Raw genomic sequence first — 23,330 nt, 5'->3', positions numbered from 1 at the left:
GAGCCAGTAGAGTGACCGCTCGTGGCTGCACGACCGTTGAACGAGATTGTCGAGCCGGGCTGGGCGAAGGCGCTGGAGCCGGTGTCCGAACGGATCGCCGCGATGGGCGACTTCCTCCGCGCGGAGGTCGCCGCGGGGAGAACCTATCTGCCCTCGGGGCCGAATGTGCTGCGGGCCTTCCAGCAGCCCTTCGACGAGGTGCGCGTCCTGATCGTGGGCCAGGATCCCTACCCCACGCCCGGGCACGCCGTCGGACTGTCCTTCTCGGTGGCTCCCGAGGTCCAGCGGCTGCCGGGCAGCCTGGAGAACATCTTCCGGGAGATGCACAGCGACCTCGGCCTCCCCCGCCCCTCGAACGGTGATCTGACGCCCTGGACGGGACAGGGAGTACTGCTGCTCAACAGGGCACTGACGACGGCTCCGCGGCGGCCCGCGGCGCACCGCGGCAAGGGCTGGGAAGAGGTCACCGAGCAGGCGATCCGTGCCCTGGTCGCCCGCGGACGCCCCATGGTCTCGGTGCTGTGGGGCCGCGACGCGCGGAATCTGCGTCCGCTGCTGGGCGAACTGCCCGCGGTGGAGTCCTCGCATCCCTCACCCATGTCGGCCGATCGCGGGTTCTTCGGCTCGCGGCCTTTCAGCCGGGTCAACGAACTGCTCGCCGCCCAGGGGGCCGACCCCGTGGACTGGCGCCTGCCGTGACCGCCGCCGCGGAGGGCACCCGAGCGGCCGCGCGGGGCGCGGACGGCTGGGTGCTGGGCGTGGACTCGGGCGGGTCCGGACTCCGGGTCGCGCTGGCGCGCCTCCCCGGCGCCGGGCACGCGGGCGGCGGGCCACCGGAAGCCGTCGGTACCGTCGCCTGCCCGGAGCCCGTACGCACCGGACCGGCCGGAATCGACGCGGCGCACCTGTCCGGCCAGTTGGTGCCCGCGGTGCGAGCGCTGCTGGCGGACGCGGGCGCCGCGCACCTGGCGGCGGCCTGCGTGGGCGCCGCCGGGATGGCGACCCTCGGCACGGGGCTGCGGGCCGAGCTGCCGGGCGTGTTCGCGGCGGAGTTCGGGGTACGGCGCCTGGCGCTGGCCGCCGACGCGGTGACCGGGTACGCCGGGGCCCTGGGCGAACGGCCCGGTGCCGTGGTGGCGGCGGGGACCGGGATGATCGCCATGGGCACCGACCTGGAGACCTGGCGGCGCGCCGACGGTTGGGGGCATCTGCTGGGTGACTGCGGCAGCGGCGCGTGGATCGGGCGCGCCGGACTGGAGGCGGCGCTGCGCGCCTTCGACGGCCGGGCGGGAGGTTCGCGGGCACTGCGCAGACGCGCCGAGGCGGTGTTCGGCACCCCGCTGAGCGCGCTGCCCGGGCAGCTGTATCCCCGTACGGACCGGGCGGCCGTCCTCGCCTCGTTCGCGCCCGAGGTCGCACGGTGCGCCGAGGAGGACGCCGTCGCGGCGGGGATCATCCGAGCGGCGGCCCGGGAGATCGCCGCCGCGGCCGAGGCCGTGTGCCCGGGCTGGGAGGGTATGCCCCCGCCCGCGAGGGCCCGGGTCGCGCACCGCGAACCGGCGGAGCGCCGCGGGCGGGCGGTGCGCGTCGCCTTCACCGGGGGCCTGTTCAAGCTGGGCGAGGCTCTGCAGGGCCCGCTGCGTGCGGAGTTGGCCGGGCGGCTTCCGGACGTCCGGATCGCGGAGGCGGCGGGCGGTCCGCTCGAAGGTGCGCTGCTGGTGGCCGCGCGGCTGGCGGACGGGGCGTTGGCGCTCCCGGGGGATCCGGCGCTGCTGTCGGTGGCGGATCCGGACGCCCAGGAAGCCGCGGAGGCGCCGGGCCGGGAGGCGGGCAGCGCGGACTGAGGCGGGGCCGGGCAGGGCGGCACTCGGCCCGGGCCTGGGGCGCGGGCCGTCGCGCTGTGCACCGTATCCTTTGCGGGGTGCCGCATTCCAGGATGCCCGGAGAAGCAGCCGTCTCGCTCGGATGAATCGGGACATAAGCCCATCGGTCTGCCCCGGCCGAACAGTCAAGCCCATGAAGGCATTAGCATGCGGGCGCATGAGCTCCCCCACAGGACCGGACAATGGCCTGCCCGTACGAATGCCACGTCCCCGCCAGCCCGGACGGCACCGCCGGCCGGAGCCCGTCGTCGCTCCCGAGGGTGCGCCGGCCCTGGTTCTGGCGGTCCCCGGCGCCCCCTCCGGCGCCACGCGCAGTCTCGCCGAGGAGACGCTGAGCATCGCGCGCTCGGAGCTGCCCGGCCTGGACGCGCGCGTCGGTTTCACCGAGGGCGACGACGGGGAGTTCCCGACCATCCGCTCGGCGCTCGGCCAGGCGGTCGAGGACCGGGCGACGCGCCGCCGGTACGCACGCGAGGCGGCGGCCATGGCGGAGGAGGCCGGCTCTCCCGAGCAGGGGGCAGCGGTCGCGGCACCGCCGGCCGGCACCGCCGACGACGGGCTTCCCGCCGTGGTGGTGCCGCTGCTGGCCGGGCCGGACGCCGCGCAACTGCGCCACATCCGCCAGGAGGTGCTCAACAGCGGTTCCGGCGCCGAGCTGACCGACGTACTGGGCCCGCACCCGCTGCTCGCCGAAGGCGTGCACGTGCGGCTCTCCGAGGCGGGGCTGGCGCGCGCCGACCGGGCACGGCTGTTCACGGTCGCGACGGCGGCCGACGGCATCGTCCTGGCGACGATAGGCGGGGAAGAGGCGGTGCAGGCGGCCGGTATCACCGGCATGCTGCTGGCCGCCCGGCTCGCGGTGCCGGTGCTCGCCGCGGCGCTCGACGACGAGGGCGCCGTCCAGCAGATCGCCGAGCAGCTCCGCAACTCCGGTTCCCAGCAGTTGGCCATCGCACCGTGCCTGATCGGCCCGGAGATCGCCGAGGGCCTGCTGGAGGCCGCCGCGGAGGAGGCGGGCTGCTCCACCGCCGAACCGCTGGGTGCCTACCCGGCGCTGGGCAAGCTCGTGGCCTCGACGTACGCCGCCAAGGCGGGTATCGCGCAGCCTCAGGGAGCGACGGCGCGCTGAGCGCCCGCCCCGCCCCGTCCAGGGCCCTCGCGGGGGGACGAGCGCGAGCGGCCGTACCTGTCGGCCGGGGGCGAGCGGCCCTGTCCGGAGCGCCGCCGGCGGGCCGTCTCGCACTGCGTCGCCTCACCCTCCGGCGGTTCGCTCGATGACGACGCAGGAGGCCGACGGCAGGGACAGCGAGCCCGCGCGTCGCGGGGTGCCGGTGGCCGGGTCGACCGTGAACCAGGTGACGTCGCCCGAGCGTTCGTTGGCGGCGTAGAGCCAGCGGCCTGCCGGGTGCACCGCCAGGTCGCGGGGCCAGCAGCCGCCGCAGGGCACGGTCGCGACGCGTTCGGGCAGCGTGGACGAGGTCAGGTCCAGGACGGTGATGCTGTCCTCGCCCCGGTTCGCGGCCCAGGCGAAGCGCCCGTCCGGTGCGATGACGAGCGCGGAGGGGTGGTTGGGGGCCGCCGCGTGCTCCGGCGGTACGAGCCGGGTCTCACCGAGCGGCTCCAGGGCGCCGTGCACGGGGTCCCAACCGCAGGTCACCACGGTCGAATCCAGCTCGTTGACGACGTGGGCCCGCCGGGCAGCGGCCCGTCCGCCCCCGGAGTGCGCGGCCCCGAACGCCAGATGGCGGGGGCCGGTCCCGGGACGGAGCGGGACCTCGCGGTGCGGCCGCAGACCGGCGTCGGCGTCCCGCAGGTCGTAGATCCACACCGAGTCGGTTCCCAAGTCGGTGCAGAGCAGCCAGCGGCCTGACGGATCGGGGGTGACGCCGTGCGCGTGCGGCCCGTCCTGCCGCTCCCGGACCGGCCCCCGGCCGTGGTGCCGGTGTGTGCGCGCGGGTGCGCCGGGGGCGCCGTCTGCGCGCAGGGGCAGCAGGCTGACGCTGCCGGAGGTGTAGTTCGCGGTGCAGAGGCTGTCCGCGGTCACCGCCAGATGTGTGGGACCGGCGCCGTCGACGGGGACCGGGGGTCCCAGCAGCGCGGGGAACGCGCCGGCGGAGGAGCGGCCCGCGCCGGGGCCTCCGGCCGGGCCGCGGCCGTCGAGGCGCAGCGCCGTGACCGCGCCGCGGTCGGTCTCGCTGACGGCGTACAGGAGGCCGCCCGCGGGCGCCAGAGCGAGGAATGAGGGGTTCGCGACGGTGTCTTCCGTATGGTGCAGGGCGCTGAGCGCGCCGGTGCGGGGGTCGAGAGCCGCGGTGGTGATGCCCCGGCCCCCCGCCGAGGTGAACGACCCGATGTACGCCCGCGGGTGCCGTCGCGTCCTGCTGTTCATCGCACCGCCCTCTCGCCGCCCCGTCCGGAGGGCACGACGGTAACAGGCGAGCGCGACTTGGTCTGGACCAAATGGGTCGGCTCGTTCCGGACGGAGCGCGGGTCAGCTCGCCGCGGAGCGATCCCGGCGGAGGCGCGGCCCCGGCCGGAAGCGCGCCCTCAGGCGGCCGCTCGCGGGTGGGTGTGCAGCGGCGCGGCGAGCTGATGGAGGGCGTCCTCCAGAGCGTGCAGATGCACCAGTGCGCGATCACCGGAAGAGGGCGGCTCCGCGGCCGCGGCGGCCACCGGGACACCGGCGCCGGAGGCCGGGGCGATCCGGGCCCGCGCCGGCACCGCCAACCGGTGCACCGCGGCCTCGACCCGCTCGCAGGCCGCGGTGAGCCGGGCGTCGTGCGACGCCCCGGGGTCGGCCGCGGCCTCGGCCAGGCCGCGGATCTGGCGGGCGCAGTCGTCCAGCAGGGCCAGCACCTGGCGGGCCCTGGCCCTGCGCGCACGCAGCGGACTGAGGGGATGGACGAGCGGCGCGACCGACAGCCGCACGCGCCCCAGCAGCAGTTCCAGCTCCGCGACCCGCGGCTCGGGCCCGTCGCCGCTGCCGCCCGCGAGGCGGTCCGCCGCCTCCCTGGCGCACTCGTGGACGCAGTGCACCGCACGCCGTATCCACACCTCGGTCGCGGCGTGGGTGGTGACGGGCAGCACGAGGGCGACCGCGAGCGCGGCCCCCAGCGCGCCCACCGCGGTCTCCTCCAGACGCAGCCCGAGCAGCCCGGGATGCAGGACGCCGAGCAGGCCGTAGAGCATGCCGACCATGAGCGTGACGAAGAACATCATCCACGAGTAGGACAGCGGCGCGGTGTAGAAGATCCCGAAGACGCAGCAGGCCACGACGGCGAGCGTGGGCGCGACGGCGCCGTCCACGGGCACCGCGACCAGCAGCCCGGCGGCCAGGCCCGTGACGGTGCCCAGCACCCGGCGGAAGCCGCGGACGAGCGTCTCGCCCCGGGAAGCGGTGTTCACGAAGATCCACCAGGCGGCGCCGACCGCCCAGTACCAGCGGTCAAGGGACAGGGCCTGGCCCGCGGCCAGGGCGAATCCGCAGGCGGCGAGCGCCTGGAACGCCTGCCGGGTGGTGGGCCGGGCCAGCCCCCGGCCGCCGACCGGCGCGATGGCGGGCTGCGGCGCCGCGCCGCGCTCGATCGGCCACAGCACGAACCGGGTGAGCGCGGCCGCCACGAGCGCCAGCAGCCCGGCGGTGAACGTCTCCAGAAGCCGGTCGGGCTCCGTGCCCAGGAACTGCGCGGCGAAGAACTGCATGAAGGCGAAGATGCCCAGCGCGTTGCCGCGCGGCCCCCAGCGGCGCGCGTACACCCCGGCGAAGACCACCGCGAGGAACGCGGCGTCCCGGGCGGGCGGCTGCCCGTGCAGGAACGCGGCCAGCGCCAGCACGGGGACGCCGACGGCGGGCAGCAGCGCCGTGGTGCGAGCCTGCGCCCGCGCGGTGGGGTCCGCGACGGTGAACAGTGCGAGCAGCGCCACCAGCCCGCCCGCGACGGTGGCCTGGAGCGGCAGACCGGCGCCCGCGCAGCCGGCCACCGCGAGTCCGATGCCGATGACAGCGCGTGCCGAGACGCGCGCCCGGTGCGAACGTTCGGGACCGAGTGCCGCGACGGTGCGACGGAGGAGATGTGCTGGGGTGCTTCCCCCGGGCTTCCGCAGCGACTCGTCCAAAACCCCTCCAATCCGGGCTGACCTGGTCGGCCATGCGTCCACATGCTGGTACGAAGAGGAAAGCACCCCTTCCCACCTGCTACCAAATCGCACGCGTTTGACATGCTGGGCGCGTGAACAGTTCTGCCGCCGCACCCGCGGTCGTCTTCGACCTGGACGGCACTCTCGTCGACAGCGAACCGCACTACTACGAGGCGGGCAGGCGCCTGCTCGCCACTCACGGCGTTCCCGGCTTCACCTGGGCCGAGCACGCGCAGTTCATCGGAATCGGGACCCGGGAGACCCTCGCCGCACTCCGCAGCGCACACGGGCTCAGCGCGTCCGTGGACACCCTGCTGGCCGAGAAGAACCGTCTGTATCTCCAGTCGGTGCGCTCCGGCACCGAGGTGTTCCCCGAGATGCGGAAGCTCGTGGAACACCTGCATGCCTGCGGGCATCCGCTCGCGGTGGCCTCCGGATCGTCGCGCGGCGCCATCGACGCGGTACTCGGAGCGACCAGCCTGGATGAGCTGCTGCCGCTCCGAGTGTCGGCGGAGGAGGTGCCGCATGGCAAGCCCCGGCCGGACGTCTTCCTCGAGGCGGCCCGCAGACTCGGCGTCTCCCCCGCGGACTGCGTGGCCGTCGAGGACGCCCCGGCGGGCGCCGAGGCGGCCCGGCACGCGGGAATGCGGTGCGTCGCGCTGCCGTATCTGGCCGAGCAGGCCGCCGATCGGGGATTCGCGGGCGCCGGCCTGCTGTTCCCCGGCGGTCAGCGGGAGTGCGACGCGCAGCAGATCTACGACTGGATGGTCGGCCGCCCGGCCGGTTCCCGGCCGCCCTCCGGCGGCCCGCAGCGGGCGTGAGGCGCGGACCCGGGGCCCGCGGGTCCGGGGGCATCGGCACGGAACGCGGAGCACCCGCGCGCATGGGCTGAGGGCGCCGAGCCGGAATGCGCGGAGGGGGAGCGCCGCGCCAGGGGCACGGCGGAAGGGCGCGGACGGCGGTCGGGGTTCCCGCCGTCCGTCGGTCCGCCATCTCCGGCGCCGCACGCGCGGAAGCCGGTCCGGGCGGGACCGGCCGCGCGGGTGTCAGCCGCCCGTGGGCCGGACGGTGTTCATGATCTTCTTGATGTCGTCGGCGTTCAGCGCGTCGGGCACGCCCTGGTCCGCGTAGATCACCCAGCCGTGCATGGTGCCGTCGGGGAGCTTCTGCGCGATGCTGTGCACGACGGCCTTCGGCGGCACGCACGCGCTCGGCCGGTTGGTGACGGTGACCTGAGCAGTCGCCGTGTAGCCCTCGATGCCGCCGTGCTTCCACGGCTTCGCCTGGCTGACCTCGATCTTGGGCTTGTGATCCTTCCCGCCGTATGCGGCGAAGCCCCAGTTGCCGGCCCAGTTGCGGGCGTTCTCCTGGAGGGAGCCCTCCTTGCCGCCGCCGGTGGTGCCGACGGTGGCGAGCTGCCCCTTGCTCGCCTGGCCGATCGCATCGGGGTTGGGGTGGGAGCTGCAACCGCCCTCACGGTAGTTGGCCGCCGCGGTCATGACGACTATCGGCTTGCCGTCCTTGTCCGTGTAGGAGAGAGCCGTCCCCTTGTCCAGGACCTTCCACTTCTCGGCCTTGGCGGGCACGTCGTAGCGGAAATGATGCTTCTGCGAGGTCTGGGTCTGCCAGCCCTCGACCATCGGCTCGTCACCCGCGGGGCCCGCCGGGCCGGAGGACGGCGAGGCCCGTTCCGAGGGGCTCTTCGAGGCGGCGGACTCCTTGTCACTGGCCTTGCCGGTGTCGTCGTTGCATCCGCTCAACGCGACGGCCAGTCCCATTCCGAGGGCTGCGACCAGGGTCCTCTTCCTCCGGAGTACCGGTGCCGCCGGGGTGGGCTGCGAGTGCTGAGCGGTGCGCTGCGGAGTTTTTGACTGATACATGATCAATACCCTAGGTGAATGGCCCCGCTGCTCCGGCACCGGACGGACCTCCCTTACCAGACGCATACCGGCCCGTGACACGGCGCGCAAAACCGTCCCCCGACCGGGACGCCGGCCTCCGAGCGACCGCACGGCCAGCCGGATTCCGGAAATCCCGTGCGGAGCACCGGGCCGGCGTACCGCGGAGAGGTCCGGCGGCCGGGCGCGGGCAGCGCCAACGGCCCGCACACGGCCCTCCGTCGCTGCCATCCGCAGCCATTTTGGATCACCTCCGGATCCTCAATACGATCTGGCGATGATCACCAGAAGACGGCTTGTGACCGGGGCCTGCGCCCTGCTCATGGCCCTGCCCCTCGGGCTCCTCCCGACCGGCACCGCGAGCGCGGAGCCCGCGTCGGACGAGAACGCCCCCAAAGTCGAGTTGACGCTCGACGTCAGCGGTTCCATGCGGAAGCGCGACATCGACGGCAGATCCCGGATGGCCGCGGCCAAGCAGGCGTTCAACGAAGTCATCGACGCGGTACCGGACGAGGTCCAGCTCGGCATCCGGACGCTGGGTGCCCGCTACCGCGGGGAGGACCGGAAGGAAGGCTGCAAGGACACCCACCAGCTCTACCGGGTCGGCCCGCTGGACCGCACCGAGGCCAAGACCTCCGTGGCAACACTGGCGCCCACCGGCTGGACGCCCATCGGCCCGGCGCTGCGCGCGGCGGCCGACGACCTGGAGGGCGGCGAGGGTTCCCGCCGCATCGTCCTCATCACCGACGGCGAGGACACCTGCGCGCCGCTCGACCCCTGCGTGGTGGCGCGCGAGATCGCCGCGAAGGGCATCAACCTGACCGTGGACACGCTCGGCCTGGTCCCCGACGCCAAGACCCGCGAGCAGCTCAGCTGCATCGCGGAGGCCACCGGAGGCACCTACACCTCCGTCCGGCACACCGAGGAACTCACCGACCGGGTGAACCAGTTGGTCGACCGCACGGCCGACCCCGTCGCCGTCCCCCGGCCGGCCGAAGGCTCCCGGACGTGCTCCCAGGCGCCGAAGCTGCGCCCGGGCCTGTACACCGACCGCGAGAAGTTCGGTCAGCACCGCTTCTACCGGGTCGAGGTCCCGCCCGGCAAGGAGCTGCGCGCCTCGGTGAGCATCGGGGCCGACCGGGCCGTCCACAACGACTACGGCGTCCTGCTCCGCGCCGTCACGGTCCACGGCCGGGAGATCGTCCGCGGTTCCGAGTCCGGCGACGGGCGCACCGACCTGATATCCACCGGCCTGCGCTATCCCAAGGCGCCCGCCGACGAGGACGAGGCGCCTGCGGAGACCGTGTGCCTCCAGGTCAGCAACTCCTTCTCGGCGCCCGCCTCGGTCAAGACCGAACCCGGGCTGCCTCTGGAGCTGACCGTCGACCTGGTGGAGGGCCCGCACGAGGCGGCCGACGTCGCCTCCTTCGGCCTGGGCCGCGGCTGGTGGATGCTGGGCGTCCTCACGCTCTCCGGGCTGCTGGCCGGGCTGCTGTGGGGCTGGCTCGCCCGCTGGCGCAACCCCGTCAGGAGGGGCAACTGATGCGTATCATCCGCACCCTGGCAGCCGCGGCACTGGCCTGCGCGGCACTGTTCGCGGGAACGGGCGGCGCGGCAGCGGACAGCGCCTCGCCGGACGCCGAGGACGGCAAGTCCGGGCCGACCCGGGCCGGTACCGGCTTCCGTGACGCCGCAGCCGTCCCGCCGGGCCGATCGGCCACCGCGAACGCGTCCAGCGGCGACTACCTGTACTGGGTCTTCCCTCTCGACACCGGGCAGCGCGCCACCTTCAAGGCCGAGGTGGAGCTGCCCGAGCAGTCCGCCCGGCACGGCGACTCGACCTGGCGGATCGACGTGTACGACGGACTGCGCCGCCGGCAGCCCTGCATGTACGGCATGCAGAGCAGGGTGGCCACCGGGGACACGGCGTCGGTCGAGCTGTCCTGCACCCTGCGTCCGGTGCGTTCGCTCACCGATCCGTGGTCGGCGCACCCGCTGCCGGGCAGCTACTACTTGCGGCTGACAGCCGTGGACGCCCCCGAGAAGGATCTCGGCCTGCCGATCCGCGCGAAGGTCGAGGCCGTCACCAAGGACGCCGGCGGCGCCCACGCGGTCGACGGGTCCCTGTCCACTCCCCTGACCCCGGGAGTCTCCGCGGGAGACGGCCGGACCGCCGAGAACGGTGAGGACACCGAGAACGGCGAGGACACCGAGGAAGGCGCGAGCCCCGGCGCGCAACAGGCCCCGGCAGCCGTCGAGCCGGAGGACGGCTGGTCCTCCGGCCGCTGGTCCGACCGCTGGATCTGGACCGTCGCGGGAGGGATCCTGGCCGCTCTCGGCACCCTGGCCGGCTACGCCCTCGCGCGCGGTGCGGGACGCCCCTCCCGCACGCCACCGCGCGCCTGACCGAGCGGGCCCGGTACGTGGTCCGGGCGGCGGATGCACCCCCGCCGCCCGGAGCACGTCGGTGCGGCGCGGGCGGCCCGGACTCTCACGTGCCTGCACGGCTGCATCGTCCCTGTGGACACGGCCTCGCCAAGGCGACGAACCGCCCCTCGACGCCCGGTTGCCGCAGCCGGGTTGCTCGTTAGGGTGATACCCGGCGGCCGGTGACGGGCGCCCCCGGGCAGCACGAGCCGCGTGAGCGCGCGAGGACGCTTCCGGCAGGGCGTGGACCGGGAGAGGCGCGCGGTGGAGTGCCGACCGGGAGCGGGTGTCCGCGGAGCGGCTGCGGCCGCCGGGGAAGAGCCGGGCCGGCGGGGCCGCAGACGAGGGGCCCGGCACCACGGCGGGGCCGACAGACTGTGAGGGCGACGGTGCATCAGCTGGACGGAGCGGGCCCGGCAGTCGGCCCGGCCCGGTACGGGCCCACCGGATCCGGAGTCCGGCTCGGCCCGGCCGCGCGGCCCGCGGAGGCCGGCGGTCCGGACCGTGTGTGCGGGCGGACAGTTCGGGCGGTGCCTGGTCGCCGCCGCGCGGGGAGGCACGGTGGAGAGCCAGGCGTCTCGACGGACAGGCAGGTCGCCGCGGCGGGCCGGCCGAGCGCGGTGGGCGGGTGACCCGGCGGGCGGCGGCCGTGCTGCTGACTCCCCCGCTGCGCGCGTCGTTCGGGCCGGCCGCGGCTCTCGCCGCGTTGGTGGTCGCGGTGCTCGGATTCCGGTACGCCGGGGAGAGCGGGCCCGGCGAGGTGGAGGCGCGGGTCCGGGCGGAGTTCGAAGGGGTGGGGTCGCCGTGGCGACAACTCGCCGTGGCCACGGACTTCCTGGGAGAGCCCGCGGGGGCGGCGACGCTGGTCGCGGCCGCGGTGACGGGCTGCCTGCTGGTCAGGTGGTTCCGGGCGGCGGTGCTCACGGTGGTCGGCGCGGGGCTTGCCGTGGGGGCGACGACGTTGCTCAAGCACGTGGTGGGACGCACCATCAACGGCGGGTATCTGTCCTACCCGAGCGGGCACACCGCCTTCGCCACCGCGCTGGTCCTGGCCGTGGCACTGCCTGTGGCCGGCCGGCTCGGCCCGGGCAAGGCGGCCGGCCCGCTCCTGGTGTTTACCGCGGCGCTGTTCGGCGGTGCCGCCATGGGCTGGGCTCAGGTCACCCTGGGGGCGCACTACCCGACCGACGCCCTCGGCGGCTGGTGCACCGCGCTGGCGGTGACCCCGGCGACCGCCCTGCTGATCGACCGTGCGGCCGGCCGACGGGCCATCCGCACGGACCGGGCCGCTCCGCCGGGGCCGAGGTGACGCTACGTCAGAACGTGCGGCGGAACACGGGCCGCACGGGCCGCCCGCCCAGCCAGGGTGTGGGGTCCGCGGCGTCGAGCGCCTTCCGGTACACCGCGCAGGCCCCGGCCACCACTTCGACGGTGCGGTCGATGTCGGCCTCGTCGAGCGCGCTGCTCACCACGAACGAGGGGGCCAGCACCCCACCCGCGAGCAGGTGGCGCAGGAAGAGGGTGCGGTACTCCTGGGAGGGCTGCCCGTGCTCGTCCAGGGTGGCGAACACCAGGTTGCTGGCCCTGCCTCGGACGACGAGGTGGTCCCCCACACCCGTGCTCACGGCGGCCTCACGGACACCGGCGGCCAACTGCGCACCGAGGGCGTGCAGCCGTGCGGTGATGCCTTCTTCGACGTAGGTGGTGAGCACGGCCTGCGCGGCGGACAGCGAATGCGTCTCCGCACCGTGCGTGGTGGACAGCAGGAACACGCGGTCGCCGGGGTGCCGCAGCCCGCCCTGCTCCATCAGCTCGCGGCGCCCGGCCAGCGCCGAGACCGCGAACCCGTTGCCCAGCGCCTTGCCGAACGTGGAGAGGTCGGGGACCACGCCGTACAGGCCCTGGGCGCCCGCCTCGGACCAGCGGAAGCCGGTGATCATCTCGTCGAATACCAGGACGCAGCCGTGCCGGTCGGCCAGCTCGCGCAGACCTGCGAGGTATCCGGGCGGCGGCTCGCTGTGGGAGGCGGGTTCGAGGATCAGACAGGCGACCTCGTCCCGGTACCGGGTGAGCAGCTCCTGGGTGGCGGCCAGGTCGCCGTAGGGGAACGTCAGGGTGAGTTCGGCGGTCGCCGCCGGAACACCGGCGGACATCGGCGTCGTGCCGATGAACCAGTCGTCGACGGAGAAGAACGGGTGGTCGCCGCAGAGGGCCACCCGCGAGCGCCCGGTGGCGGCGCGGGCGAGACGGACCGCGGCCGTGGTGGCGTCGGAGCCGTTCTTCGCGAACTTCACCATCTCGGCGGTCCGCACCGTGGCCAGGAAGCGCTCCGCCGCCTCGACCTCGACGACGGACGGCCGGACGAAGTTGCTTCCGCGGTCGAGTTCCCGCCGCACCGCCTCCAGCACGCGCGGATGGGTATGACCGAGGCTGACCGAGCGCAGGCCGGAGCCGTACTCGATGTAGCGGTTGCCGTCCAGGTCCCACACATGGGCACCGCGACCGTGGCTGATGACCGGGGCCAGGCCGGCGGGGTACTGGTCGTCGCCCTTGGCGTAGGTGTGCGCACCGCCGGGGATCAGCGCATGCAGCCGCTCGTTCGCCGCCCGCGACCGGGGTAGGAAGAACTCTTCGCTTTCCACGCTCACTTCACCTCTCCAGGTGCTTCAGGGCCTCGGCGAGGGCGGGCGCGTCCCGGTCCCGCCGGGACATGGATGTGACCGGCAGCGGCCAGCCGATGGCGAGCTCCGGGTCGTCGAAGGCGATCGTCACGTCCTCCGCGGGATCGTGCGGGCGGTCGATCCGGTAGCAGGTGTCGGCGGTGTCGGTCAGCACCTGGAAGCCGTGCGCGCATCCCGCCGGGATGTACAGCGTCGTCTGCGTCTCGCCCGAGAGCTCGAAGGAGGCCACGTTGCGGTGGGTCGGCGAGTGCGGCCGCAGGTCCACGACGACGTCGAAGATCTGCCCGTTCGAGCACCGCACCAGCTTGGCCTCGCCGTCGCCGGAGCGCAGGTGCAGGCCGCGCAGCACACCCCGCACCGAGCGGGACACGCTGTCCTGGACGAAGGCGTCCGGGTCGAGGCCCACCGAGCGGATCACCTCGGCGTCGAAGGTGCGGCAGAAGAAGCCGCGTTCGTCGGCGTGCGGCGTCGGCTCGAACAGGAACGCGCCGGCGATCGCCGGGACGGGGGTCGCCTTCATGAAGTCTCCTGCCGGGTGCGGGCGTGTGGGTGGTCGTTCGCCGGGAAAAGAGCGGCCGTCAAGGCGTCGAACTGGTCCCGGAGCTGCCGGGACGCGAGCCGGTTCCGTTCGGCGAGGGTCCGGCGCAGCCCGGCCGATCGCTGCTCGAGCGCGCGGAACTGCTCCAGCAGCCGGTCGGCGTCGACCTCGCGGGCCGGGTGGCAGTACGCGCCCAGCCCCATCCGGGCCATGAGCGCGTCGCTCTTGGCCGCATAGCTGAGAGCGAGTGTCGGGGTGCCGGCCTTCAGGGCGCAGACCAGGTTGTGGTACCGGGTCGCCACCACGGTGTCGGCGGCCGCGGCCTCCGCCGTCAGGTCGGCCAGCGAGGTCGCCTCCGCTGCGCCGACCAGCGGCGAGTCCACCGCTTCGCGGATCGCGTCGACCACCCGGGCGTCGCACCCGTCGCCGGTGAGCAGCCGGACCGGCCTGCCCTCCGCGACCAGCGCGCGCACGAAGCGGGTCGTTCCGTCGAGGTAGCGGCGGTGGATCTCCTCGGCACGGGCGCGGTCGTCGTTGCCGCCGTGGAAGTCCATGACGCCGACGCAGACCAGGCCGGGCGGGCCGGGGTCGCGGCCGGCCACCGATGGTGCCGGCAGGGCGAACGCGAGGTCCGGGTGGACCGCGTCGCGTGCGGTGTCCACGCCCATCTCCCGCATCGCGTCCCGGGACAGGTCGTCCCGGTAGGACCGGTAGGCGGCCAGCCGCGCGGAGCGGCGCACCAGGACCCGGGTCGCCCGGTCGCCGATCGCGGCGGCGCCGACACCGACCAGCGCGACCTTGGTGCCGAACAGCCGGCCGGAGGCGCAGAGCAGGAACAGCGCGTAGGGGAAGCCCCACGGCCGCAGCGGCAGTGTGGCCTCCAGAACGCCCATGCCGGGCACGATCACCACGTCGTGCCGGCGCACCCAGGCGGCCGTGCGGACCGCGTCGACGAGCTTGCCCACTCCCTTGCCCGCGAGCGAGCCCGCTCGGGACGCGGTCCGGTACTCCCCTCCGTACCAGTGCAGCCGCGTCGCGGGAATCCCGTACCGGGCCGCGACGGCCTCGGGCCCGCCGCACAGCGCGTCCACGGCCGCCTCCGGATGCTCGGCGCGCAGGTAGCCGAGCACGGCCTCCAGCGATCCGTCGTTGCCCAGGTTGCCGGAGCCGAGCAGTCCGAAGACTCCGACGCGTACGGGAGTTCTCATGTCCGTCGCCCCTCGCGGCCCGCGACGAGGTCGTCGACGGAGACGGTGAGCCCGGCCGGGTCGGCCGGGGCACGGTCCTCGACCCGTTCGCCGGCGCCGGGACGGACCCGGCTGGCCAGCCACGCGGCCAGGTGCCGGTAGCAGGCGCGCCGGTCGGCTGCGGACAGCGGCGCCCGCCGGATCGCCGAGGCGAAGCCCCAGACGTATTCGGCCAGCAGCCGCGGCGTCGGGTGCAGCGGGCCCGCCCGCCGCGGGTCCAGGTTGACGCACCGGGAGCGCTTGGAAGGGTTGGCGCGCTCGGCGCGGCCGGGGTGGTCGCGGCGGAAGTAGAGAAGCTCCGGCACCTGGTGGAAGGGCCCGTGCAGGACGATCTCGGCGACGAAGGTCCGGTCCGCGTGGTGATAGCTGTCGTGCGGCTGCACGCGGCGCAGCATGTCGGCGCGCATCACCCCGTAGAAGTCGTCGCCCCCGGGCTCGAACAGGAAGCTGCGGAAGCGCTCCGGCGCGTGCGGCGAGTCGGTGGCGAGCCCGTACTCGTAGGGGACCTGCAGCTGTCCTGCGCCGTCGACGACTGCCTGGCCGGAGTGCGCGAGGATCACGTCCGGCCGTGCGTCCAACGCCTCCACACAACGCCGCAGCAGGTCACGGGCGTAGAGGTCGTCGTGCGAGGCCCACTTGAACAGCTCGCCGCGGCACTGGGTGAAGACGTGGTTGTGGTTCGGTGCGGCGCCGATGTTCCGGCGCAGCCGGAGGTAGCGGATGCGGGGGTCCTGCGCGGCGTACGTGCGGCAGATGTCCTCGGTCCCGTCGGTCGAGGCGTTGTCGGAGACGACAAGTTCGAAGTCCTCGTAGGTCTGGCCGAGCAGCGCGTCGAGCGCCTCGGCGAGGTACTCCTCGCCGTTGTACACGGGCAGGCCGATGCTCAGCCGGGGATGCGCTTTCATGGCGTCCTCACTTCGCGGATGGGGTGGTGGTGGCGCTCGCGCAGGGCGGACCGCAACTGCAGCCACCACACAGCCGAGCCCAGGAGGGTCGCGGCCGCCACGCCCCAGGCGGAGCCGACGGTGCCGGCCGCGGCTGCCCCGCCGAGCCCGCCGCCGGCATAGCAGGCGGAGGCGAACAGCTGGCTGCGCAGGCTGCGCCGGGCCGCGGCGAGGGCACGGAGCCCGGCGGCCGCACCGGTGCCGAGGCCGGCGCCCGCGACGCCGAGCGTGGCGGGCACGATGAGCTCCGCGGCGGCATGCCAGACGTCGCCGAGCACCAGCACACCGGCCCGGTCCGGCAGCAGCAGCAGCGCCCCGCCCCACAGCAGCGCGGCGGCGGCCTGCCCGCCGCCCAGCAGGAGGCAGAACGGGCCCAGCCGGTGCGGGGCCCGCCGCAGCACCCGTGCCGCCTCCGCGACGGTGACCAGCGAGAGCCCCATCAGCACGGCGAGGAACGGACCGAGCAGCAGCTCGGCGCCCCGGATCACCCCCACGGCGCCGACCCCGGCGATCGCCCCGAGCCCGTACGCCCGCAGCTGGCTCGCGCCGCTGACGCAGGTGTTCTCGACCAGATACCGGTAGCCGAGGTCGCGGTGCTCGCGCAGCCACGCGCGCGCTCCGGTGGGCCGGGGCAGGATGCCGGACTGAAGGCAGCCGCAGGCCGCGGCCACCGCGGCGGACGCGCCCCAGGCGACCACGAAGGCGGCGACGCTGCCCACCCGGGCCGCGCAGACCATGGCCGGGACGAGCGCGAGGCCCCACACGAGGTCGTTGACGAACGCCTTCCGGCCGGTGCCCGCCGCGAAGAACGCGTACCGCCAGGCGTCCTGCAGCAGCAGCCCCGGCAGCAGCGCGCCGAGGCAGGCGAACGCAGACCCCACCGGCCCGCCGAGCGCCGGTCCGAGTGCAATGCACACCGCGCCGACGGCGGCGCCGACACCGAGCGCGGTCCCCGACGCACGGGCCACGGCGCCGCGCCAGGAAGCGTCCGGCACGCCGCTGAAGCGCACCACGAGCGGGTCGGTGGCCACGCCGCGGGAGACGCTGAGCACCACGCCGTAGGTCACCCAGGCCAGGCTGAACGCGCCGAACGCGGCCAGCCCGAGCGAGCGCGCCACGTAGACGCCCACCGCGAAGTTGGTCATGCTGGAGGCCGCCTGGTCGGCCAGCCCCCAGGAGAGCCGGCCGACCACGGCCCGCCGGGCGGTCGGCCCGGAGCGCCCGGCCGGAGCCGACGGCGCCGTGCGCTCCTCCTCGGTGCTCATCGGCGTCATGCCTTGATCAGCCCTGCCTCGTGCAGGGCGTCGGCCGCGACGGCGACGGTGCCGAACGGCAGCCCGGACCGCTCCGCGACGTCCAGCAGGCTGTGCGCGCCGTCGGAGAGGTTGAGCACCCAGAGCATGGCGAGCTGGGCCTGCTTGGCGTCGCTGCGGCCGCCGAGCGACTCGTACAGCCCCCGGCGGCCCAGTTGCGGTTCGCCGTAGGGGCTGAGGTTGACGTAGCGCCGGTTGCGGTCCAGCACGGCGAACGCCTCGCGGCAGACGGCGAGCGTGTCGGCCATCGCCTCCGGGGTGACGAAGTCCAGGTTGTCCGCCGAGGTGTGGTATTCGGGGTATCCGGCGTACGGGGTCCGGCAGAGCGAGCCCACGCCGAGGTCGAACCCGGGTGAGCAGAACTGCCGCTCGTCGTAGCCGTAGGGGGTGAACTCCGTGATCCGGTGGGGGCGTTCGGAGGTGCGCAGCACGTGCCGCAGCACCCGGTCGATCTCCGCGTCCCCGCGCCTGCTCTGCTTGTACGTCAGGCCGCCCCGGTCGCCCGCGCAGGCCAGCACCAGTCCGTGCTCGACCTGTCCCCCGGCTCCCGGCTCCGCCCGTGCCGGGGACGGTCCTTGCACCCGGTCCGTGTTGCGGGCCAGCCAGGTGATCGCGCCGATGGTTCCGGGGGCGAACAGGAACCGGTAGGTGTACCACGGCGTGCGCTCCGCCAGTGCGCGGGCCAGGAACGTCGCCACCGCGATGCCGGCCAGGTTGTCGTTGGCCAGCGACGGGTGGCAGACGTGACAGGAGACGAGCACCTCGTCGGCGACCTGCCCCGGGACGACGTGCTCGGCGTAGGTGAGGTGGCCGTCGGTGAGCGTGGAGTCGATGCGCACCTCGTACATGCCGTCCGGCAGGGCGTCCAAGGTGTCCTGGGCCAGGCAGAACCCCCATTCGGGCGCGTAGTAGCTGGTGCGGTAGGGCACCCAGGACGGGTGGTCGGGCAGCGTGTGCAGGTGTGCGCGCAGTTCGGCCAGCGGCATGGTCGCCGACACCGGCACGCTGTAGCCGAGCACGTGCAGGCTGGAGTCGGCGAAGTCGACGACCCGGCGGCCCGTGCTGTCGGCGATGTACGCCTCCCGGATGTTCCACTCCTGCGGCACCGTCCAGTCGAGCACCCGGGTGCCGGTCGGCACCTCGTGCGTCTGCAGCGGGAGGTGCTCGCCGACGATCTCCAGGGTGGCGCGCACGCCGTCGCCGGTGATGCTCCGGCAGAGCGGGTAGAGCCGCTCCACCAGGGCGTACATCTCGTCGCCGGCGGTCATCGGCGCCTCCGCAGGGTCTCGTCGACGGCTCCGGCCTCGGACGCGGCACGCAGCACCGCCAGCCGGGTGAAACGGTGCTCGAAGTCCTCCCGGGTCAGGCCGTGCTCCCGGTAGGCGTCGGCGAGTTCGAGCGCGCCCTGCTTCACCGTCCACGCGCACTCGAAGCCGGGCACCGCGGCGCGGAACCGGGAGAAGTCCACCCGGTAGGACCGCGGGTCGGCACCGGTCTCGCCGGTGATGACCACGCGCGAGCCGGGCACCGCGGCGGCGACCTCCTCGGCGATCTCGGCGACCGTGACGTTGTTGGTCTCGCTGCCGATGTTGAAGGCCCGGTCGTGCACCGCCTCCCGCGGTGCGGTCAGCGCAGCAGTGAAGGCCCGTGCGATGTCGGCGGCGTGCACGAGCGGGCGCCAGGGCGTGCCGTCGGAGAGCACCCGCACCTCGCCGGACAGCAGCGCGTGGCCCACCAGGTTGTTCAGCACGATGTCGGCGCGCAGCCGGGGCGAGTAGCCGAAGGCGGTGGCGTTGCGCATGTACACCGGGCTGAAGTCGCCGTCGGCCAGCGCGTGCAGGTCGTCCTCCACCCGCACCTTGGACTCGGCGTAGGGGGTCACCGGGCGCAGCGGGGCGTCCTCGGCCACCAGTTCGCCGCCGCCGGCCGCGCCGTAGACCGAGCAGGTCGAGGCGTACAGGAAGCGCCGCACCCCGGCCTCGCGGGCCAGCCGGGCCAGCCGCACCGAAGCGTGGTGGTTGATGTCGTAGGTCAGCTCCGGCGCCAGCGCGCCCAGCGGGTCGTTGGACAGTGCGGCCAGGTGGATGACCGCGTCGGCCCCGGCCACGTGTGCGGCCGTGATGTCGCGCAGGTCGACCTCTCCCCCGGCCCCCGGCGGGTCGTCGGGTGCCGGCCCCAGCACGCAGTCGGCGAACAGGGCGGCGTCGAGGCCGACGACTTCGTGCCCGGCGTCGGCGAGGACCGGGGCCATCACGGTGCCCAGGTAGCCCTGGTGTCCGGTCAGCAGCACGCGCATGGTTCAGTCCCCCAGGTCGAGAGTGAGTTTGGTGACGGCGAACGCCTCCGCGTAGCGCGTGTGGCATTCGACGCCGCGGATCCGCGCGAGGCCCAGGAAGACTTCGTGGTCGTACCAGGGCCGGTGCCGCTGCGATGGGTAGTGCTCCTGCAGCAGCCGCACCTTCTCTTCGGCGTGTTCCGGCGACAGCGGCTGGTAGGCCGCCGGACGGCCGAGGTCGCCGTCCCACTTGACGATCTCGTAGCCGAGCACGAGGTGGTCGCGGAACGCGGTGGTCATCAGCTTCGCCAGGCAGCGGTGGTCCTGGTGCGCGTCGTCGGTGCGGGGTGCCAGCACGAGGTCCGGGTCGGTCTCCGCACGCAGTTCCTCGACCGCGGCCTTGGCCTCGTCCCAGTGTGACGGCAGCCGGCCGTCGGGCAGCTTGAGCACCGTCAGCCGCAGTTCGGCGCCCGGGCAGAAGGCGGCGAGCGCGGCCCGTTCCTCCTGTTCCCGCTCGCCGCCACCGCCGGAGAGCACCAGTGCGTCGACGCGGAGGCCCGGCCGCGCCCGGCACATCGCCAGCAGCGTGCCGCCCGCTCCGATGGCGATGTCGTCGCAGTGCGCGCCCACCGCGGCGACCCGCTCCAGGCACCCGGCGCCGAGCCGGATCACGCGCCGACTCCGGCGCCGTACCCGCTGCCGGGCGCGGCTGCGGCCGCTCCGGCACCGTCCCGTTCCCACACGGCCCACGGGCGGTCGCCCCGGGCGTAGGCGGCGTCGAGCGCGGCCCGCTCCTTGACGGTGTCGGTCGGCTTCCAGAACCCGCGGTGCCGGTGCGCCACCAGCCGGCCCTGCTTGGCCAGTCGGGCGCATCCGTCGGCGACCAGGTCGCCGTTCTCCGGTATGTGGTCGAAGATCTCCCGGCGGAGCACGAAGTAGCCGCCGTTCTCCCACAACGGCAGGTCGCTCACCGCGGTGATGCCCCCGACCAGCCCGTCCTCGCCCAGGTCCACGCAGTGGAAGGAGGACTGCGGCGGCACCACCATCATCGACGCACCGGCGTCGCGCCGGCTGAAGCGCTCGATCATCTGCGGCAGCGGGGCGTCGGTGAGCACGTCGGCGTAGTTGGCCAGGAACATCTCGTCGCCGTCCAGGTGCTCGCGCACCCGGCGAAGCCGCTCCCCGATCGGCGATTCGATGCCGGTCTGCGCGAACGTGATCGTCCAGTCGGCGATGTCGGTGGACAGCAGCTCGGTCCGCCCGTTGCGCAGCACGAAGTCGTTGGAGGTGGTCTCCTCGTAGGTGAGGAAGAAGTTCTTGATGTGGTGCGCCCCGTATCCGAGGCACAGGATGAACTCCGTGTGCCCGTAGTGCGCGTAGTAGCGCATGACGTGCCAGATCAGCGGCCGCGGCCCGACCATCGCCATCGGTTTGGGGATGTCGTCGGAGGCTCCGCTGCGCATCCGCAGTCCGTAGCCGCCGCAGAACAGTACGACCTTCATGATGTGACCTCGACGATGCTCAGTTCCGGGATGGGAAAGACCAGTCGGCCGCCCCAGGCGTGCACGTAGGACAGCTGCTCGACCAGTTCGGTGCGCAGGTTCCAGGGGAGGACCAGCACGTAGTCCGGCCGGTCGGTGCCGATCTGCTCGGGCGGCAGGATGGGAATCCGGGTGCCCGGGGTGAACCTGCCGTGCTTGTAGGGGTTGCGGTCGACCGTGTACGGGAGCAGGTCGGGCCGGATGCCGCAGTGGTTGAGCAGGGTGTTGCCCTTGCCGGGGGCGCCGTAGCCGACGACCGTCTCACCACGCTCGGCCGCCTCGATCAGGAACCGCAGCAGGTCCCGGCGCACCTTCGCCACTCGCGCGGAGAATTCGGTGTAGCCGGTCAGCTCGTGCAGTCCGGCGGCCTTCTCCCGGTCCAGCACCTCGGCGACCCGCGGCGTCGGCTCCCCTGCTGCGCCGGTCGGCCGGGCCCACAGCCGGATGGAGCCACCGTGGGTGGGCAGCAGTTCGACGTCCACGAGCGCCAGTCCGCCGGTGGCCAGTGCCCGGGCCGCGGAAGCGACCGTGTAGTACTGGAAGTGCTCGTGGTAGATCGTGTCGTACTGGTTCTGCTCGATCAGGGTCAGCAGGTGCTGCACCTCGATCGAGACCCAGCCGTCGTCCGCGACCAAGGCGCGCAGCCCCCGCGTGAACCCGACCACGTCGGGGATGTGCGCGTACACGTTGTTCGCCACGACCAGGTCCGCCGCTCCGTGCTCGGCGCGGACGGCCGAACCGGTGGCCGCGTCCAGGAACTCCGTGCGGGTCGGGACGCCCGCGTCCCGTGCCGCGACGCCGACGTTCACCGACGGTTCGATGCCCAGGCAGCGGATCCCCCGGTCGACCAGGTGCCGCAGCAGATACCCGTCGTTGCTCGCGACCTCGACCACGAAGGCGTCCTTCTCCGCGGAGTCGAGGGCGAGCTTGCGCACGGCGTCGGCGACGAACGTGCGTGCGTGCTCCACCCAGGAAGTCGAGAAGGAGGAGAAGTACGCGTACTGCGTGAACGTGTCCTCCGGCGTGATCAGCGGCGGGATCTGCGCGAGCCGGCACTCGGTGCACACCCGCAGGTGCAGCGGGTAGGTCGGCTCCGGCTGGTCGAGTTGGTCCGCGGCCAGGAAGCTCTCGCACGGTGGCGTCGCACCGAGGTCGACCACACTCGCCAGCGCTTCCGCGCCGCAGAGCCGGCATCGTGTCATCTGCATCTGCTGTCCCCATCCCCCCTGCGCGCCGAGCCGTCCCCGGCGCGATCCGGTGCTGACCGACCCGCGATCGCGGTGCGGTACTCCTCCACCAGGCGCTCCAGCCCGACAGCCGGGCTGAAGTCCTGCTCGTATCGCTGCCGGGCCGCTCGGCCCAGCTCCCGGTTGCGGGCCGGCCGGTCCGCGATCCGGCGGATGCAGGAGGCGAGCGAGGCCGCGTCTCCCGGCCGGTGCAGCAGGCCGCTCACCCCGTCCTCGACGAGTTCGACGAAGGCGCCGTGCCCGGCGGCGACCGCCGGTACCCCCGCCGCCATGGCCTCCACGACCACCAGGCCGAACGCCTCCAGCCAGGTCGAGGGGGCCACCACTGCGACCGACCCCGCGACCACCTGCCGGCACTGCTCCGGGTCGTACAGGCCCACGTACCGCACGTCGTGGCGGCCCGCCGCCCAGGCGCTCACCTCGCCCTCCAGCGGTCCGGTTCCGGCGACCACCAGAGGCACGCCCACACCGCCCGCCGCGGCGATCCGGTCCCATGCGGCCATGAGCAGCCGGACACCCTTGGCCTCCGCGAGCCGGCCGAGATACAGCAGATGCTCGCCGGGGCCCGCTCGGCAGCCGCCCGGATCGGGCACGAAGTTGTGCTTCACCGCCAGCCGCCCGGGGGGCATGCCGGCCCGCACCAGGACATCGCGCTGCGCCGCGGAGATGCACAGGAACCGCTCGACGCCGGACCACCAGCGCCGCCGGTTGACCGTCAGACTGACCGCGAGGGGCACCGTCGCCAGCCGGGAGCCGCGATAGCAGCCGTGCCGGACGGCGGGCAGCGGTGCCGCGCCCACGCACTCGGTGCACGGCCGCCCGTCGCGCTGCAGCGTGCCGGGCGGGCAGACCTGGGTGTAGTTGTGCAGGGTGGCGACGGCGGGCACACCGGCGTCGGCGCAGGCGGCCAGCACCGCGGGCGACAGCAGCGGGAAGACGTTGTGGACGTGCACCACGTCCGGCCGCTCGGCGCGGAGCCGGGCGGTGAGCTCGGCGCGGACCCGCGGGTTCCACGGGACCAGCAGCGGCAGCGCGGCCTTGCCCGGCAGGGAGCGGGCGGCGATGTCGTCGCTGCGCCGCTCGAAGACCCCGACCCGGTGTCCGGCCGCGCGCAGCAGCCCGACCTCCTGGTCGACGACTTTGTTCTCCCCGCTCGGCTGCGCCGAGGCGTAGCGGTTGTGCACCACGAGTACGTGCAT

At 74.1% G+C, this 23,330-nt stretch carries 21 protein-coding genes; 7 read left to right on the top strand and 14 right to left on the bottom strand.

Annotation, left to right across the window (positions count from 1 at the left end; genetic code table 11):
- The first annotated feature begins 21 nt into the window (after nt 1–21).
- From ACFYMO_RS22590 to ACFYMO_RS22580, 3 genes are all read left to right on the top strand, one after another.
- Nucleotides 22–699, top strand: a complete 678-nt coding sequence (locus ACFYMO_RS22590) for a uracil-DNA glycosylase (RefSeq protein WP_366771583.1) — start codon at nt 22–24, stop codon at nt 697–699.
- Complete coding sequence (locus ACFYMO_RS22585; RefSeq protein WP_366771581.1) at nt 696–1,844, top strand: BadF/BadG/BcrA/BcrD ATPase family protein; 1,149 nt, start codon at nt 696–698, stop codon at nt 1,842–1,844. The genes ACFYMO_RS22590 and ACFYMO_RS22585 overlap by 4 nt, the downstream gene beginning before the upstream one ends.
- A 196-nt stretch (nt 1,845–2,040) precedes the next feature.
- Complete coding sequence (locus ACFYMO_RS22580) at nt 2,041–3,012, top strand: hypothetical protein (RefSeq protein ID WP_366771580.1); 972 nt, start codon at nt 2,041–2,043, stop codon at nt 3,010–3,012.
- Between the two features lie 123 nt (nt 3,013–3,135).
- Here ACFYMO_RS22580 and ACFYMO_RS22575 read toward each other — a convergent pair whose 3' ends face one another.
- Both ACFYMO_RS22575 and ACFYMO_RS22570 read right to left on the bottom strand, forming a co-directional pair.
- Nucleotides 3,136–4,272, bottom strand: a complete 1,137-nt coding sequence (locus ACFYMO_RS22575; protein WP_366771579.1) for a lactonase family protein — start codon at nt 4,270–4,272, stop codon at nt 3,136–3,138.
- A 158-nt stretch (nt 4,273–4,430) separates the two neighbouring features.
- Nucleotides 4,431–5,999 (bottom strand): FUSC family protein, encoded by a 1,569-nt coding sequence (locus tag ACFYMO_RS22570; protein WP_388548435.1) that lies wholly within the window; start codon nt 5,997–5,999, stop codon nt 4,431–4,433.
- Nucleotides 6,000–6,112: 113 nt separating this feature from the next.
- Here ACFYMO_RS22570 and ACFYMO_RS22565 point away from each other — a divergent pair, with 113 nt between their 5' ends.
- On the top strand, nt 6,113–6,841 hold the full coding sequence (locus ACFYMO_RS22565) for an HAD family phosphatase (RefSeq protein WP_366771577.1): 729 nt from the start codon (nt 6,113–6,115) through the stop codon (nt 6,839–6,841).
- Nucleotides 6,842–7,066: 225 nt separating this feature from the next.
- On the opposite strand, the gene ACFYMO_RS22560 is transcribed toward ACFYMO_RS22565, so the two are convergent.
- Nucleotides 7,067–7,900, bottom strand: coding sequence for a hypothetical protein (locus ACFYMO_RS22560; protein ID WP_366771576.1), 834 nt, complete (start codon nt 7,898–7,900; stop codon nt 7,067–7,069).
- Nucleotides 7,901–8,195: 295 nt separating this feature from the next.
- On the opposite strand from ACFYMO_RS22560, the gene ACFYMO_RS22555 reads away from it, so the two are divergent.
- From ACFYMO_RS22555 to ACFYMO_RS22545, 3 genes are all read left to right on the top strand, one after another.
- The gene (locus tag ACFYMO_RS22555) at nt 8,196–9,461 is read left to right on the top strand and encodes a VWA domain-containing protein (RefSeq protein WP_366771575.1); all 1,266 of its coding nucleotides are present in this window, start codon (nt 8,196–8,198) and stop codon (nt 9,459–9,461) included.
- On the top strand, nt 9,461–10,324 hold the full coding sequence (locus tag ACFYMO_RS22550; RefSeq protein ID WP_388548430.1) for a hypothetical protein: 864 nt from the start codon (nt 9,461–9,463) through the stop codon (nt 10,322–10,324). The genes ACFYMO_RS22555 and ACFYMO_RS22550 overlap by 1 nt, the downstream gene beginning before the upstream one ends.
- Before the next feature lie 649 nt (nt 10,325–10,973).
- The gene (locus ACFYMO_RS22545; protein WP_366771573.1) at nt 10,974–11,654 is read left to right on the top strand and encodes a phosphatase PAP2 family protein; all 681 of its coding nucleotides are present in this window, start codon (nt 10,974–10,976) and stop codon (nt 11,652–11,654) included.
- 7 nt (nt 11,655–11,661) lie between these two features.
- On the opposite strand, the gene ACFYMO_RS22540 is transcribed toward ACFYMO_RS22545, so the two are convergent.
- Genes ACFYMO_RS22540 through ACFYMO_RS22490 form a run of 11 tightly spaced genes read right to left on the bottom strand, consistent with a single transcriptional unit; the run spans nt 11,662 to nt 23,330 of the window.
- Entirely contained in the window at nt 11,662–12,987 is a 1,326-nt protein-coding gene (locus ACFYMO_RS22540; protein ID WP_366771572.1) for a glutamate-1-semialdehyde 2,1-aminomutase, read from the bottom strand.
- Between the two features lie 7 nt (nt 12,988–12,994).
- Entirely contained in the window at nt 12,995–13,546 is a 552-nt protein-coding gene (gene rfbC / locus ACFYMO_RS22535; protein WP_366771570.1) for a dTDP-4-dehydrorhamnose 3,5-epimerase, read from the bottom strand.
- A complete protein-coding gene (locus tag ACFYMO_RS22530; protein ID WP_366771569.1) occupies nt 13,543–14,772 on the bottom strand; it encodes a polysaccharide pyruvyl transferase family protein in 1,230 nt (409 codons plus the stop codon). Before ACFYMO_RS22530 ends, rfbC begins: the two co-directional genes overlap by 4 nt.
- The gene (locus ACFYMO_RS22525) at nt 14,769–15,716 is read right to left on the bottom strand and encodes a glycosyltransferase family 2 protein (RefSeq protein ID WP_366771568.1); all 948 of its coding nucleotides are present in this window, start codon (nt 15,714–15,716) and stop codon (nt 14,769–14,771) included. Before ACFYMO_RS22525 ends, ACFYMO_RS22530 begins: the two co-directional genes overlap by 4 nt.
- On the bottom strand, nt 15,713–17,029 hold the full coding sequence (locus ACFYMO_RS22520; protein ID WP_366771567.1) for a hypothetical protein: 1,317 nt from the start codon (nt 17,027–17,029) through the stop codon (nt 15,713–15,715). Before ACFYMO_RS22520 ends, ACFYMO_RS22525 begins: the two co-directional genes overlap by 4 nt.
- Nucleotides 17,026–18,336, bottom strand: a complete 1,311-nt coding sequence (locus ACFYMO_RS22515; RefSeq protein ID WP_366771566.1) for a DUF4910 domain-containing protein — start codon at nt 18,334–18,336, stop codon at nt 17,026–17,028. Before ACFYMO_RS22515 ends, ACFYMO_RS22520 begins: the two co-directional genes overlap by 4 nt.
- Nucleotides 18,333–19,364, bottom strand: coding sequence for an SDR family oxidoreductase (locus tag ACFYMO_RS22510; protein ID WP_366771565.1), 1,032 nt, complete (start codon nt 19,362–19,364; stop codon nt 18,333–18,335). Before ACFYMO_RS22510 ends, ACFYMO_RS22515 begins: the two co-directional genes overlap by 4 nt.
- A 3-nt stretch (nt 19,365–19,367) precedes the next feature.
- On the bottom strand, nt 19,368–20,015 hold the full coding sequence (locus ACFYMO_RS22505) for a PIG-L deacetylase family protein (protein ID WP_388548423.1): 648 nt from the start codon (nt 20,013–20,015) through the stop codon (nt 19,368–19,370).
- Nucleotides 20,012–20,845, bottom strand: coding sequence for a glucose-1-phosphate cytidylyltransferase (locus tag ACFYMO_RS22500; RefSeq protein ID WP_366771563.1), 834 nt, complete (start codon nt 20,843–20,845; stop codon nt 20,012–20,014). The genes ACFYMO_RS22505 and ACFYMO_RS22500 overlap by 4 nt, the downstream gene beginning before the upstream one ends.
- Nucleotides 20,842–22,086 (bottom strand): class I SAM-dependent methyltransferase, encoded by a 1,245-nt coding sequence (locus ACFYMO_RS22495; RefSeq protein ID WP_366771656.1) that lies wholly within the window; start codon nt 22,084–22,086, stop codon nt 20,842–20,844. Before ACFYMO_RS22495 ends, ACFYMO_RS22500 begins: the two co-directional genes overlap by 4 nt.
- Entirely contained in the window at nt 22,083–23,330 is a 1,248-nt protein-coding gene (locus tag ACFYMO_RS22490; protein ID WP_388548420.1) for a glycosyltransferase, read from the bottom strand. Before ACFYMO_RS22490 ends, ACFYMO_RS22495 begins: the two co-directional genes overlap by 4 nt.

The sequence above is a fragment of the Streptomyces sp. NPDC007025 genome (genome assembly GCF_042869455.1).
Lineage (GTDB): Bacteria > Actinomycetota > Actinomycetes > Streptomycetales > Streptomycetaceae > Streptomyces.
Note: the sequence above shows the minus strand (reverse complement) of the source record. Positions and strands in the feature narration are given on the sequence as shown.